Source organism: Pedobacter sp., from assembly GCF_035566355.1.
GTDB lineage: Bacteria > Bacteroidota > Bacteroidia > Sphingobacteriales > Sphingobacteriaceae > Pedobacter.
Map to the genome: position 1 here is coordinate 1 of NZ_DATMRL010000161.1, position 15,797 is coordinate 15,797.

General features: G+C 40.4%; 9 protein-coding genes. 6 read left to right on the forward strand and 3 right to left on the reverse strand.

The window, feature by feature from the left end; genetic code table 11:
* Nucleotides 1-172: 172 nt before the first annotated feature.
* The 3 genes from VNZ46_RS06335 to VNZ46_RS06345 all read right to left on the reverse strand — a co-directional run bounded on the left by VNZ46_RS06335 (nt 173) and on the right by VNZ46_RS06345 (nt 2,004).
* Nucleotides 173-778, reverse strand: a complete 606-nt coding sequence (locus VNZ46_RS06335; protein WP_325559254.1) for a response regulator transcription factor — start codon at nt 776-778, stop codon at nt 173-175.
* A gap of 151 nt (nt 779-929) precedes the next feature.
* A complete protein-coding gene (locus VNZ46_RS06340) occupies nt 930-1,535 on the reverse strand; it encodes a DNA-3-methyladenine glycosylase (RefSeq protein ID WP_325559255.1) in 606 nt (201 codons plus the stop codon).
* Nucleotides 1,528-2,004 carry a GAF domain-containing protein gene (locus tag VNZ46_RS06345; protein ID WP_325559256.1) on the reverse strand — a complete coding sequence of 159 codons (477 nt, stop codon included), beginning with the start codon at nt 2,002-2,004 and terminating at the stop codon, nt 1,528-1,530. Before VNZ46_RS06345 ends, VNZ46_RS06340 begins: the two co-directional genes overlap by 8 nt.
* Before the next feature lie 113 nt (nt 2,005-2,117).
* Between VNZ46_RS06345 and VNZ46_RS06350 the strand changes: the two genes are divergently transcribed.
* From VNZ46_RS06350 to VNZ46_RS06375, 6 genes are all read left to right on the forward strand, one after another.
* A complete protein-coding gene (locus tag VNZ46_RS06350; protein ID WP_325559257.1) occupies nt 2,118-4,286 on the forward strand; it encodes a S46 family peptidase in 2,169 nt (722 codons plus the stop codon).
* 62 nt (nt 4,287-4,348) lie between these two features.
* On the forward strand, nt 4,349-4,600 hold the full coding sequence (locus VNZ46_RS06355; RefSeq protein ID WP_199082649.1) for a hypothetical protein: 252 nt from the start codon (nt 4,349-4,351) through the stop codon (nt 4,598-4,600).
* A 284-nt stretch (nt 4,601-4,884) separates the two neighbouring features.
* A complete protein-coding gene (locus VNZ46_RS06360; protein ID WP_325559258.1) occupies nt 4,885-5,448 on the forward strand; it encodes a hypothetical protein in 564 nt (187 codons plus the stop codon).
* A gap of 263 nt (nt 5,449-5,711) precedes the next feature.
* Nucleotides 5,712-5,897, forward strand: coding sequence for a hypothetical protein (locus VNZ46_RS06365; protein WP_133781144.1), 186 nt, complete (start codon nt 5,712-5,714; stop codon nt 5,895-5,897).
* Between the two features lie 303 nt (nt 5,898-6,200).
* The gene (locus VNZ46_RS06370; RefSeq protein WP_325559259.1) at nt 6,201-12,827 is read left to right on the forward strand and encodes a polyketide synthase; all 6,627 of its coding nucleotides are present in this window, start codon (nt 6,201-6,203) and stop codon (nt 12,825-12,827) included.
* 4 nt (nt 12,828-12,831) lie between these two features.
* A partial coding sequence (locus tag VNZ46_RS06375) for an amino acid adenylation domain-containing protein (RefSeq protein WP_325559260.1) occupies nt 12,832-15,797 on the forward strand: 2,966 nt, incomplete at its 3' end.

Consider the following 15,797-nt stretch of genomic DNA (forward strand, 5'->3'; position numbering starts at 1 on the left):
ATTGCTTATTTTAAGAAAATTAGAAAATGTTTCACCTCCTTTAAGCTCAAGTGTGTCTTTCACAAAACCATAGCTGATTTGGGCTGAGGCTTTATAAGCAATTACCTGGAAGAAAATAAGCAGGCACCAACAGATTATTCTGGTATTACCTGCGCATTTATTACCAGAATTATTACCTAAACTGAGCAAGTAGTTCACCTTTACTGTTAATGTTCAGTTTCTTATATGTCCTTTTGATATACTGCCTTACAGTATCCAGGGAGATCCCATATTTATACCCAATCAGTTTGTAGCTCAAACCGTTTCTCAGGCCTTCTACAATCTGTCGCTCCCTTAAACTCAGATTGTTCTGATGATCTACAGCTTGCTGTACCTGCTGAATGAAGTTTCTTGAAATTGAAGGGCTAAAAACAGACCCGCCGTTATAAGTGGTCACAATTGTGGAAATGACTTCACTTAAGCAGGTGTCCTTTGTGAGATACCCCATTGCCCCTGCCTTTACACAAGATATTACGGTGTTATGATCCTGAATGTTACTGTAGACAATCACATTGGTATTGGGAAATTTGCGATAGATCTCAATAATGACATCAATGCCGTTCTCTTCAATATCCACTAAAGTAACATTAGGCTCCTGGGCAGCAATGATGTTTTTACATTCGACCATAGACCCCACTTCAAATGTAACTTTTAAATCGTGCTGATGACCATCATCAAGGAGAACACGCATGATGCCTCTGCGCTGTTGATTTACATCGATGATTCCTACTTTTATCATATTTACCCGTTTTACTACTACAAATTAGTAATTGTAAAAGGCTTCACCATAAAAGAGGGCTGTTCAGTTTGTTCTTTTTATATTTAGGTTATAATTATTATTTATATAACAATGATTATAAAAGGTTTAAAATTAATTTACTAAATAGATACTACACATGTGGTTTGCTGACATATGGGTTTCCTTTTACATAAAATCTCCATGGCAGCAAGGCATGATCTCCGGCATAATCCACGCCTATTCTTGGCCCCGAAATAACCTGGTCAGCCGGAAAGGAAATTCCATTATCAGCTATCCAGAGCTCTTCTCCCGTGAGATCTTTAGCATTCAGGGATCTGTCTATACCTAAGGCCTGAGAAAGCGCTCCAGGGCCAGCTGTGAGATTTGGCTTTAATTTCACCATCTTTCGTCTTTGCAACATGATATCTATTCCGGTTACAGGTTCTATCCCCCGGATAAGAACAGCATGTGGTGTATCTTGACTTGCCGTAACCACATTAAAAAGTGAATGGATGCCATAACAGAGGTACACATAAGAAATCCCTCCGGCCTGGTACATGGTTTGGGTTCTGTTTGTGAACCGGCCTCCATAGGCATGAGATGCCTTGTCGGTTACACCATGATAGGCTTCGGTTTCCACAATCGTACCACCTGTAAGCTGTCCGTCTTTGAACGTAAACAACTGCTTTCCTAAAAGCGCGCGCGCCAGGAGCAGCACGTCGTGGTTCTGATAAAAAGAGAATGGAAGTTTATGCATGTATTAGACTGACTATTTTCTTTAGATAAAGCTCATCAATATCATCAAAATGAGAAAGATATTCGCTATCAACATCGAGAACCCCAATAATTTCCTTTCCTTGATAAACGGGCAGTACAATTTCAGATCTGGAAACAGAACTACAGGCAATATGCCCCGGAAACAATTCCACATCCGGCACAATCAACACCTCTGATCTGGCCCAGGAAGTTCCGCAAACACCTCTTCCTTTTTGAATCCTGGTACAGGCCACCGGCCCCTGAAATGGGCCAAGCACCAGTTCATTTTCCTTAACCAGATAAAAACCTACCCAAAACCAATTGAATTGTTCCTTAAGTGCAGCCGCGATATTGGCGAGGTTTGCGATCAGATCATTTTCGCCGCTGAGTAAAGCTTCAATTTGCGGTAATATAGATTCGTACTGGTCTTTTTTATTTGTACTGCTTGTAATTTTTAAATCTTCGGCCATAGGTTTTAATTCTTAGATCAAAGTTAGGTATTTCCCCTGCTAAAGCTTGTCTTCAGGATGTAAAAGGCTAAATTTTACTAGATTTGAAAATTATCACCATTAGTATCTGACACATGAATAAAAAAACTCTACTATTCACCTCCCTCTTAGCCATTGGGATTGTCCAATCGGGCTATACACCACCCGACGAAGGGATGTTCCCACTAAGCGAGATCCACAAACTGGACTTGAAAAAAGCCGGATTAAAAATTGACCAGAAAGAGATCTACAACCCAAATGGAACTAGTCTGGTTGATGCACTGGTTAACGTGGGCGGCTGCACGGGATCTTTTATTTCCAACGAAGGACTGATCATCACCAATCACCACTGTGCATTTAGCGCAGTGCAATTGGCCAGTACGCCAGAACACGATTATTTGAACAATGGATTTGTGGCCAGATCACATGAAGAAGAAATTGAAGCAAAAGGATTAACTTGCCGCATAACTGATAGTTATGAAGATGTTTCTGATCGAATTTTAGGAGCTGTTGCTCAAGTTACAGATCCCGCGAGCAGACTTCAGCTGATTAACAATACGATGAAGAATATTGTGGCCGAAGCAGAACAAAAAGACCCTAGCATCAAGGCGGAGGTTTCGGAAATGTTTATTGGCAAAACCTATGTATTGTTCCGCTATAAAACGATCCAGGATGTCCGTTTAGTGTATGTTCCCAACCGCCAGATTGGAGAATTCGGAGGAGAAACAGACAATTGGGTTTGGCCACGCCATACAGGTGATTTTTCATTTATGCGCGCCTATGTTTCGAAAGACGGTAAGCCGGCAAAATATTCAAAAGACAATGTTCCCTATTCTCCGAAAAAGTTCCTGAAAGTAAATGCCAGCGGCACTAAGGAAGAGGATTTTGTATTTATTTTAGGTTATCCCGGCCGCACTTTCCGCCACCGCCCTTCGGAGTTCATCGAATACCAGCAAAAGTTCGTACTTCCTTATGTATCTGAACTGTATGACTTCCAGAATAAGACAATGGAGGAAGCGGGCAAGAAAGACAAGGCCACTGAAATTAAACTGGCCACCCGCATTAAACGTAATGCAAACGTGCTGAAGAACTACAGAGGCAAGCTGCAGGGCCTGAGAGAAATAGACCTGATTGGCCAGAAAAAACAGGAAGATGCAGCCATGGCTCAGTTCATTAACAGCAATGTAGACCTAAAAGCCAAATACGGCAGTTTAATGGGTGATATTGACAACTTATACAAACTCATCAATGGAGATGCGCAACGTGATCTCTGGCTGCAGCAAATCTACACATCAACCAGTTTATTGTCGGTATCCAGAACTTTAAATAGCTTTAAAGATGCACTCGAAGCACAACCTGCTGCACAAAAGCAGGCTTTTTTTGACCTGAATATTGAGCAAGTCAAAAAATCCCTGGCGGGAACCTATGAGGCTTATGATCTGGATGTAGATAAGCATATCTTAAACCGCATGTTTAATGATGCCGCAAAATTCTCCCCAAACCAAAAGGTGAACGCTGTAAATAAGGTTACAGGTAAAGGCTCAAATGATGAAACAACGATCAACAAGTACCTTAAGGATACTTTTGAACTCAGTAAGTTAAAGGATCAGGATTATGTATTGAATACGCTTCTTAAATCGCCAAAAGCCTTAAGCATCTACAATGATGGCCTCCTTTTACTGGAAGAGGATCTGGGCAAACAGATTGCAGAGCTTAAACCTGAAAAAGACAGAAGAGAAGGCTTACTGAACAAATTAATGGGTGACTACGTGAATGTTAAGGAGAAATTCTTAAAGAAAGACTTTATACCGGACGCCAACAGTACTTTACGTTTGACTTATGGCTACGTACGAGGTTACGCTCCTGCTGATGCCACCTACATGAAGCCTTATACATCGATTAAAGGCATCCTGGAAAAAGGTGCTTCGGGTAATCCAGATTTTGGATATCCTGCCGCAATCAAAACTCTTTGGACCAATAAGGACTTCGGGCCCTTTGAGAAAAAGGATTTAAATGATGTTCCGGTTTCTTTCTTGTACAACATGGATACCACGGGAGGTAATTCCGGCTCTCCAATCATGAATGCGAACGGAGAGCTGATCGGAGTCAATTTTGATCGTGCTTATGGAGCTACTATCAATGATTATGCCTGGAACGAAAGCTATAGCCGCTCGATAGGGGTAGATATTCGTTATGTACTTTGGGTGGCCACAAAAATTGATCATGCTGATTTTTTGGTTAAGGAAATGGGTGTAAAACTATAATAAAACATAAATCGCTTTTGCCTGTTAACACCAGGCAAAAGCCTTATTAATTCAATAAAAAAATGAGAGTACTTGCAGAATTACCACATCCTGATTGTAAAATCACCTTGTTTAATATGAACCAGAAATACATCGTGAAATTTGAACAGGGAACCCTGGAACAGAGTTACAAATTATCCGAACTTGACCTTAGTGGAGGGGGAGCGAATGAGATATTTCAGATACTGGACGAGGCATTTATCGCAACCGTTGTAGAACGGTTTAAGCTGATGAGGACAGATTTTACAGCAGCTTACAATAGACAGCAATATTAGCTCATAAAAAACATTTAAAATACTGAAAATAAAATACTTAAACATAAAAACAGAATTATATTTTGAATTTTAGCTTAAAATTTAACAGAAAAAGGTGTATAAAATAAAGTTTATGTACACATAAATATATCTAACTTACTTGTCTATCAAAATTTTAAACAACATGACAAAATATGATTCTGTGCACTAAAAATGCCAAATTTTATTCTGATTTTATAGATTACACCTGGAATCCGTTTTTTTGATTTTAAAAAGATACCTTTAAAAATTAATAAATAACATTGATGAAATCCATATACCTATTTATTTTCGTCTCCCTTTTGGTAAGCCTCATTTTGTCTTGTGGAACAAAGGAAAGTATCCAGCGTGACATCAACATTGAGACCGACTCCATCAGTTTCAATTTTCCTGTGGTTACAGACACCATTAGTACTAGCCAGAACCTCGCCTCCATCAGCACCACTGTTTCTTTGGATAACATTATCAAAACACAAACAAATGAACAGTTCAGTATTGCTGATCTTCGGGCTGCCCATATTATCGGTTTTAAAATCAAACTGAGTAAACCCGACACCAGCCAAACGAATTACAACAACCTAAGGGTGTATTCGGCACTTGCCTTAGGGCTATCCTCTGCAACCGCCAATGCGATTCCTGTTGGCGTTTTAAACAACAATCCTGATTTGTATTCTACAGGACTAAGTATTCCGGTTACCAATACCGGTGATCTCAAGTCCAACTTGAATTCAAGTGTTACTTATTTGATTACCGGAGAAGCGAGAAGAAAAAACACAAAAGTAATGGCTGCAAAAGCCGTGATCCAATATCAGATTACCGTGGGGCGGTAGTTATTGGTTGCTGCCTTTCCATATTCCAGTTAAATTTCTTATATTTGCATAGAACGGAATACTATTAAGCTATTCTCTACACATACTTGCCAATCGTCATCACCAAGATTGGGTTTAACTCCATCCCGGATCTCTAATCCGTTGTCATCCGGGAAATTTACTCTTCACAAAGTCAATTTGCTCTTAAAAAGCCTGCTTTTTAGATTGGCGGAACAAGGAACACCAGAGAAAAGTTATTTTCTTACTTAAACAATTTATAATATATGGCTAAGTCGCAAGCTACATTCATGAAAAAACAATTGGAAAAAAATAGACAAAAGAAGAAAGAGGACAAAGAACAACGTAAACTGGAACGCCAGCAAAATTCTGCAGGTGGAGATCTGGAAAGCATGATGGCTTATGTAAACGAATTTGGAGAAATCGTGTCCACGCCTCCTGAAAAAAGGTAATCTTTAGTTTATATTCATTTCCTTGATTATAGGTAAATGAATTCATGATGATATTTAATAGATAGAGGCCCCAAAAGGGCCTCTATTTATTTTATCCCCCGGCCAAAGTAATTTGATTGATTCAGAGTAGAACTAATACTGATTGAAGAATATGCTTTTCTGTAAAAAGAAACTCTTATGGGGGGAACTTCGATTTGGCTTATGTTTTGCATTAATAAATTAACAACAAAATGTATTAATAGAAATGTTGATATATTTTTTTAGCCAAATACTTTAACCTTAAGATAACACCACTCTCCTGCCATGCCTACAGATCAAATCCTATTGTTAGATCCTAAAAGAGAAAAAACTGTTCATCAGCTTTTTGAAATTTCAGCCAATATCCACCCCAACAATGTTGCAGTGGTATATGGAGAGGAATCTCTATCTTATGTGGAATTAAATACACAAGCTGATCAACTTTCTTATCGTATTTTAGAGGGTGCGGGAGATCAGGAAATTATAGGCGTAGACACCACAAAGTGTCTGGAAATGGTAATTTCAGTATTGGCTATTTTAAAGGCTGGAAAAGCTTATTTGCCCTTAGACCCTAGTTACCCAGAGCATAGACTTCAACAAATAGCAACTGATTCGGGCCTAAAAACCTGCCTGAGTTTGTCGAAGAATAAAGCGGTTTATCAAGACTTAAACCTCGACACCATAATTTCGGATGATGCACAGCAAAGCCCGGTTGTCCATGCCCCTTTTCAATCTCTAAACGCCTGCGTTCTATACACATCTGGATCTACAGGAAAGCCCAAAGGTGTATGCCTGGGGCACAAAGGACTGGTTAATTTCTTATTATGGCAGCATAAATACGCACTTGCAGGAAATGACGTAAAGGCTCTGCAATTCTGCCATTTAAGTTTTGATGCTTCGTTTCAGGAAATTTTTGTAACTCTGACAAGTGGCGGCACTTTGTTTCTTCTAACTGAAGACATTCGTTTAGATGCCGGGCAATTGTTGAAATTCATGATCAAACATGAAATAAACAAAGCTTTTCTGCCCTATGTCACTTTACAGTATTTAACTGAAGCGGCTGTTGCAGAGCAACTTTTTCCGTCGGAACTAACAGAAGTCATTACAGGGGGGGAATTACTGAAGATTACACCTACCATCAGAACTTTCTTCAACAATCTGAAAAACAGCACATTGGTAAACGTTTATGGCCCAACCGAAACAACTATATGGGTTACAGAATTAAAGCTTTCGGGAAATGCTTTGGACTGGCCATCTATTCCAACTATTGGCAGTGTGATGGCGAATTCCTCCATCTACTTTCTTGATGAGGATTTACAATTAGTTAAAGAGGGTGAAGTAGGCGAAATGTTCATTTCGGGTCCAGGGCTGGCCAATGGTTACCTGCATCAGCCTGAAATGACCGCTGAGCGGTTTATTGACTGGCTTCATCCATCGATAGGCTCCATAAGACTCTATCGCACGGGAGATTTGGGGAAACTACTGGACAATAAGGAGATAGAATTTCTCGGAAGAAAAGATGGTCAGGTAAAAATAAGAGGCAATAGAGTTGAAATTGGTGAGATTGAGATAGCTATTATGCAGCAGGCAAATATTAGTCAAGCTGCTGTGGTATTGAGAGAGGATCAACCTGGAAGAAAGTCTCTTGTTGCTTATGTGGTTGGACAAAATGACAACAAAGATGGTCTTTATCTAAAAAATCAGCTTGCGGGCTTACTTCCTGATTACATGGTTCCTTCTACAGTAGTTTGGATGGATGAGCTCCCAAAAACCACCAGCGGCAAAATAGACAGACTCAAACTACCTGAACCAGAATTATTTAGGCCAGATTTAAATGTAATTTACCAGGCTCCACGCAGTCAGATGGAAAAAGATATTGCCAGTGTTTGGATGGAACTATTCAGTTATGACCGGATTGGCGTTTATGATAATTTCTTTGATCTGGGAGGGAATTCTCTGCTTGCCCAAAAAACAGTCGCTGCACTCAAATATGAATTCAAATATGAATTGCCAATTACCAAACTGTATCAATATCCCTTTATTAAGGGCATAGCTGACTTCCTTGACCCTAAACAGATCGAAAAGGAAGATCTTGAACCTACAGTGCTGAAAACGGCTCTGTCGGGAGATATTGCGGTCATAGGCATGGCAGGAAGATTTCCCGGAGCGAACAGTATTGAAGAACTATGGTCCATCTTATCAGAGGGCAGGGAAACGACAACCTTTTTTAACGAGACGGAATTAGACAATAGTATTCCCTACTCCGTTAAAAATGATCCAGCCTATGTAAAAGCAAGAGGGATTATTGAAGGTGCAGATCAGTTTGACCCTGCATTCTTTGGACTGAATTTGAAACTTGCCGAACTCATGGATCCCCAACTTAGGATCTTCCTGGAGATTTGCTGGGAACTACTGGAGAAAACGGGAAATTTTTCCTCAAAATGCCACACTAAAACTGGGGTCTTTGCGGGTAGTGGCTCCAACACTTACTTTGTAAACAATATATTACAATACCCCGAAAAAATAGAAAGTCAAGGGAATTTACAAGTACTTACGGTTAACGAAAAGGACTACCTGGCTTCAAGAACAGCGTACCATCTTAATCTGCAAGGCCCCGCTGTAAGTGTCAACTCAGCATGTTCCACATCTTTACTTGCCGTAGCTGAAGCGGTCAATAGCCTGCGCGCCGGTCAATGTTATATGGCTATTGCTGGTGGCTCAAGCGTTACTTCTCCTATATATAGCGGACATATTTATCAGGAAGGCAGCATGTTAAGTGAGAATGGTCACTGCCGTCCTTTTGATGATAATGCTACAGGCACAGTGTTTAGCGATGGTGCCGGTGCGGTGTTGCTGAAAAGACTGGAAGATGCACAAAGAGATGGCGATCAGATTTTTGGGCTTATCAAAGGTGTTGGAGCGAATAACGATGGCGCCGGAAAAGGAAGTTTTACCGCACCAAGTACCGATGGACAAGCAGATGCTATACGGTCGGCAATAAGAGATGCTGGCATTTCAGCAGCAGAAATTACTTATATCGAAGCCCATGGAACGGGAACCCCGATTGGCGACCCTATTGAATTTGAAGGCCTCCTTAAAGCGTTTGGCCCTCAGCAGCAGAAACAATTCTGTGCTATAGGTTCTGTAAAAAGTAACTTTGGTCATTTAACGCAGGCAGCGGGTGTTACTGGCTTAATCAAAACATGTTTATCCCTTTATCATAAGAAACTACTGCCCTCTTTAGGCTATCAAAAACCAAATAAAAATATTGATTTCCCAAACAGTCCTTTTTATGTACAGACTGAATTTTCAAACTGGAATTCAACAACCAAAAGATTTGCCGGAGTGAGTTCGTTTGGCGTTGGTGGTACCAATGTACACGTGGTGATGGAGGAATATCAGGACCAGGCCCCCGTTCCTGTTTCTGGTCCTGGAAGGCCTTATGAGCTCCTGAACTGGTCTGCAAAATCAGAAAACAGCAGAAATGCTTATGCTCCTGCCCTGCTTGGATACCTCCAAAAGAATCAAAATGTTCATCTTGCCAATGTGGCATACACCCTGCAAAAGTCTAAAGAGGCTTTTCGCTTTAGAAGGTTTATGGTCTCACATGATACCGCTTCTGCCATCCGTTCACTGGAGCTGAATCAGCCTCTTTCTCAGGAACTAAATGTACTTGAAAGTTTACCGGGAGAAGTTGTATTTGCCTTTCCGGGTCAGGGTGCACAATACCTCAATATGGCCGCTGATCTTTATAAAAACGAGAGAGTTTACCGGGATGCGATAGACCAATGTGCCTTATTGTTGCAGGAATATCTGCAAAGGGACATTCGTCATATTATTTTTCCGCCAGAGATGACAGAGGCAGCGAATGACTTGCTCCGTGAAACCAGATTTACACAGCCTGCACTTTTTGTTACAGAATATGCGTTGGCCAAATTGTGGATGCACTGGGGCATTGTACCTACAATGCTTTGCGGTCATAGCATTGGTGAATATGTGGCGGCACATTTAGCTGGCGTCTTTACGCTGGAGGACGGATTAAAATTAATTGCTAGCCGGGGTGAGATGGTCAATAGTCTTCCTTCGGGATCTATGTTATCCATCAGGAGTTCAGCCGAATTGATTAACCCCTTATTAACCGGAGATTTATCATTGGCTGCTGTGAACAGTCCTTTCCTTTGCGTAGTAGCTGGTCCGGATCAGCAGATACAGGCATTGAGCGAATTACTGCAATCGAAAGATATTATTAGTAAACTGCTCTTTACAAGCCACGCCTTCCATTCTGCTATGATGGATCCTATTGTCGAAGATTTTAGGGCAGTGGTTGCCGAAATATCACTGTCAAAACCCAGGATACCTATCGTATCTACTGTAACAGGTCAGCTTTTGACAGATGAACAAGCGCAGGATGCAAATTATTGGGCCAATCATTTAAGAAATACAGTACAATTTTCTAAAGCCATTGAGACCATATTAACCTTTGATTCTCCTCTTTTTCTGGAAACCGGACCCGGAACAACAATGACCACGCTCATAAAACAGATAGCAGGAAAGCGTTCGGCATCTTTAAAAGTCCTTTCTAGTCTGCCTGGTAAAGATCAGGATTACCCGAGTTTGTTAAATACGCTTGGACAACTTTGGAATTGCGGATTAAATCCTGACTGGGATAATTACTATGCAGATCAAAAGAGGGTAATTTTAGATCTCCCAACCTATCAGTTTGACCGTAAACGCTACTGGCTGGACATCAAACAAATGAATACAACAACACCAGTTAATGCTACTGTAATCACACAAGAAAAACCTATAGAAACGATTAATTCTCTTACAATGAGACAAGAAAACCTTAAATCAAAAATCAGACAAGTACTGGAAGATGCTTCTGGTATAGAAATGGAAAATATTGGATCTGACAGAAATTTCCTGGAAATTGGATTGGACTCTCTTCTGCTCACTCAGGTTGCCATTTCATTAAAAAAAGAGTTCAACCTGCCCATCACATTTAGAAAATTAAATGAAGAATATTCTTCTATAGATCTTCTTGCAGATTATATTGGTCAAAACACGGCTCCGGAGGCATTTGAAAACCCTGCAAATAACCATACCCCACCTTCCATTGCTGTTCAGCCTGTTATGAATATGCAATATTCCAATCCAACTCTAGTAAATGATACTGCACTTGGTCTTATTGCCCAGCAATTGGAAATCTTATCTAAACAGGTAATGCTCATGCATGGACAGCCTGTAGTGGCTGCTTCTGCTCCTCAAATCACTGCAGTTCAGCCAGCTGTTAATGGAGCACCTAAAAGAACTGCAGAGGAACAAGATTTAAGTGCGCAGGAAAAAGTAGAGATACAAAAACCTTTTGGCGCTACTCCAAAAATTGATCGCCAGTCTGCGGAATTAAACCAGGATCAGCGGAAATTCCTGGCTGATCTGACCGAACGTTACACCAGGAAAACGATAAAGAGTAAAAATTACGCACAGGAAAGCCGCTCCTATATGGCAGATCCAAGGGTCGTATCGGGTTTTAAACCGCTGACCAAGGAATTGATCTACCCAATTGTGATCAACAAATCGAGAGGCAGCCGTCTTTGGGATTTGGATGGCAATGAGTATATCGATACTTTAAATGGCTTTGGATCTAATCTGCTGGGTTACCAGCCAGATGTGATCAGAGAAGCGATGCACGATCAGATAGAGAAAGGTTATGAGGTAGGACCTCAGCATGAACTTGCTGCTGAAGTGAGCAAAATGGTGTGTGAATTTACAGGCTTTGATCGTTCGGCTCTGTGCAGCACAGGCTCGGAAGCTGTTTTAGGTTGCATCAGGATTGCAAGAACCATTACCGGACGTTCACTCATTGTGGCTTTTACCGGTTCTTATCATGGGATCATTGATGAAGTTCTGGTTAGAGGAACCAAAAAACTTAAATCCTTTCCTGCTGCTGCTGGAATTATGCCAGAAGCTGTACAAAATATTCTTGTGCTTGATTATGGCACAGAAGAATCTCTTGCTATTATTAAGGAACGTGCGCATGAAATTGCAGCAGTTTTGGTAGAACCTATACAAAGCAGAAGACCAGAGTTTGTTCCTCTTGATTTCTTAAAGGAGTTACGTGCAGTAACTGCATCTTCGGGTGCGGCACTTATTTTTGATGAAGTAATTACAGGGTTCAGAATGCACCCGGGAGGTGCACAAGCGATATTTGATATTCGCGCAGATCTCGCATCTTACGGCAAAGTAGTGGGTGCGGGTATTCCTATCGGTGTCATTGCAGGAAAAAAGCAGTTTATGGACGCGCTTGATGGAGGTGCATGGAATTATGGAGATCAATCTTATCCCGAAGTTGGTGTCACTTACTTTGCAGGAACTTTTGTTCGTCATCCATTGGCACTTGCTGCAGCAAAAGCATCTTTAACCTACCTAAGAGAAAAAGGACCTGAACTGCAGTTAAGTTTAAACAAAAAAGGTGAAGACCTTTCTGTAGTTTTAAACACTGAAATTGAGAAAAGGCAACTTCCTTTTTTCATAGCGAATTATGGTTCATTATGGAAGGTTAAATTTCATGAAGAAGTTCCTTATAGTGAACTGATGTTTACTTTGATGAGAGAAAAAGGCATTCATATTCTGGATGGATTTCCTTGCTTTATAACCGAAGCTATGTCTGATGAAGATATAAAGAAGATCATTCAATGTTTTACAGAAAGTATGGATGAAATGATTCTCGGTGGTTTCTTTTCGCATCCAAATTTCTCAAAAAAAGAATTCGATCAGGACCAGGTAGTCGTTAACGCAGATGAACCTCCGGTTAAAGGAGCAAAACTTGGTAAGGATGAGATTGGTAACCCAGCCTGGTTTATTACAGATCCTAATCAAGAAGGAAAGTTTCTTAAACTTGAATTTAATTAGGGAGATGATGGATAAAAGATCAAATATTAGTTTTAACGAGATAAATTACAATCCATTTGCAGATGCGGGAGAATTGGATAAAACAATCCTTCTAAATGAATCACAAAGGGAAATATGGCTTTCCTGCCTTATAGGAGGAGACCCTGCCAACCTCGCCTACAATGAATCTGTATCTCTGGATTTACATGGGGAATTTAACTTTGATTATTTCAATCAGGCTTTTCAGAAAGTAGTACAAAAGCATGAAGCCCTCCGCTCCTCCCTCAGTACAAATGGGGAGCATCTCCTGATCTATAAAGAACTTACTGCGGACCTTCATTTTCAAGACTTGTCTGATAAAGAGTCCTCCCGTCAGAAGGCGATCCTGGATGAATTTGTAAACGTGCAAATGACCACCCCCTTCCGTTTGGAAGACCGGCCTTTGTTTAGAGCATATGTTCATCAATTGGGAACTGATCATCATTATTTCACATTGGTTATTCACCATCTTATTGGTGACGGATGGTCTATCGGCATCATTTTAGAAGACATCAGTAAGCTATACAATGCGTATATAAAGGGGCAACCAACTATTTTAAGCAAAGGTTCACAAATTAGTGGTTACGCTTTAGAACAAGCTGCATTTCTAAGAAGTGATCTTTTCAAAGAAACAGAAGCCTACTGGCTGGATCTTTACAAAAACAATGTTCCAGTTCTTGACTTGCCTATCGATTTCAAACGCCCATCTACACGTACATATAAAGCGCATAGAATAGACCATCCACTGCCAAAAGAGTTAACGGATCAGCTAAAAGCTACTGGAAATAAAGCGGGCAGCAGTTTCGTAAACACCTTATTAAGTGCATTTGAAGTATTTCTTTACCATAAAAGTGGCCAAAAAGATATTATTGTAGGTCTTCCGGCATCAGGTCAGTCTGCTACAGGAAATCTTGATCTTGTAGGCCATTGCGTAAACTTATTGCCCATCAGAAGTAAGATTAACCCTGAAATTTCATTTCATAATTATTTAAAAGAAAGAAAACTTGCCTTCTTTGATGCTTATGACCACCAGCAATTCAGTTTTGGTCAGCTTGTCAAAGAACTTCATCTGAAGAGAGATGTTTCCAGGGTTCCCCTTGTCCCAGTAGTATTCAATATCGATATGGGGATGGACAATCAGGTATTTTTTGAAAATATAGAATATCATCTGTTTTCAAATCCAAGAGCTTACGAAACTTTTGAAATCTTTCTGAATGCAACTGGTTCTCGAGGCATTTTTTCATTAGAATGGACCTATAATACCCAGCTGTTCAAAGCTTCCAGTATTCAATCCATGAGTAATGAGTTTGAACAACTTTTAAAAAATCTAGCTGCTCAGCCTGAACTCCCTCTCCATGCAGCGATGTTATCAGAAAATATGCAGAATGATAGCTTGGTTCCTGCTGAAAATGAATTACATTTTAATGAAAAAGTATCTATTCCAGTTGCCCCTGTACCTGGCAACATTAACCTCATACAGCAGGTTTACCTTGCTGCAGAGCAATATCCCGAACATATAGCCCTGGATTTTGAAGACCAAATATTAAACTATAAAGAGCTGATGGCCAAGTCAGATCAGCTGGCCTCCTATTTAATAGATCAGGGTGTTCAAAGTGGCGATATTATTGGGGTAGCTATTAATCGTTCTTTGGAAATGGTTATTTCTCTACTTGCCATTTTAAAATCCGGTGCCGCTTATCTGCCCCTTGACCCGGAGTATCCTAAGGAGAGAATTGAGTTTATGCTGGAAGATTCATCTGCAAAATTCATTCTTATCTCTCAGGAATACTATAAAAAATACAAAACCGGTGCTCAGCCAATTGTTATTGAAGAGGTATGGAATCATCTTAACACCCAAAAAAGCTTCACACAAAAGTATATCAGCGAATATGACCTTGCCTATGTTTTGTACACTTCCGGTTCAACAGGAAAACCAAAAGGTGTTAAAATAACGCATAAAAACCTGGCTAATTTCTTAACCAGCATGCAAACTGCGCCAGGTATTACCCCATCCGACTGTATACTCGCCATCACCACAATTTCATTCGATATTGCCGGATTGGAACTCTTTCTCCCACTTATCACTGGTGCAAAAATTGTTATAGCAAGTTCCGAGTCGACTAAGGATGGCCGCCTACTTTTACCGCTTTTGGAAAGAAAAGGTATAAGCATTCTCCAAGCCACGCCTTCTACACTTCAGATGCTTATTGATTCCGGATGGCAGAATATGTATGATTTAAAAGTATTATCTGGTGGAGAGCCATTATCTGTAGACCTTGCAAACCAGCTTTTGGACCGTTGTACACAACTCTGGAACATGTATGGCCCCACAGAAACCACCATATGGTCTTCTATTAAACGCATTTCATCAAAAGATCAGACGATAACCATTGGTTTACCTATCAATAACACTCAAATCCATATCCTTGATGAACAAGGGCAGCAATTACCGGATGAAACAGTTGGTGAAATATATATTGGCGGAGATGGTGTGGCTGAAGGTTATTTAAACAGAGTTGAACTCACAAAGGAGAAATTTACACACCTGGCTGGCGCTAAGTTCAATGGCACAACCTTTTACCGCACTGGTGATCTGGGCAAAAAACTTTCTAATGGTGAATTTCTATGTCTGGGCCGGATTGACCAGCAGGTAAAAATACGTGGACATCGAATTGAACTTGGCGAAATTGAAGCTGTAATCTCTGCTCAGGACGGAATAAAACAAGCGGTCGTAATTGCCAGGGAAGATCAGCCAACTGATAAAAAACTAACAGCTTATGTGCTTCTGGAAGAAAAACTGACAGAACAAGAAAATCTTTCCTGGAAAGAAAGATGGGATACGTTATATAATATCGGAGCTGAGGCACATAAGGATCAAAGTATTGCGGAACAGAATCTGGATGACACCTTGCTGGAACATTATAAAAACAGCTCTGATCTGGCACTCCAATC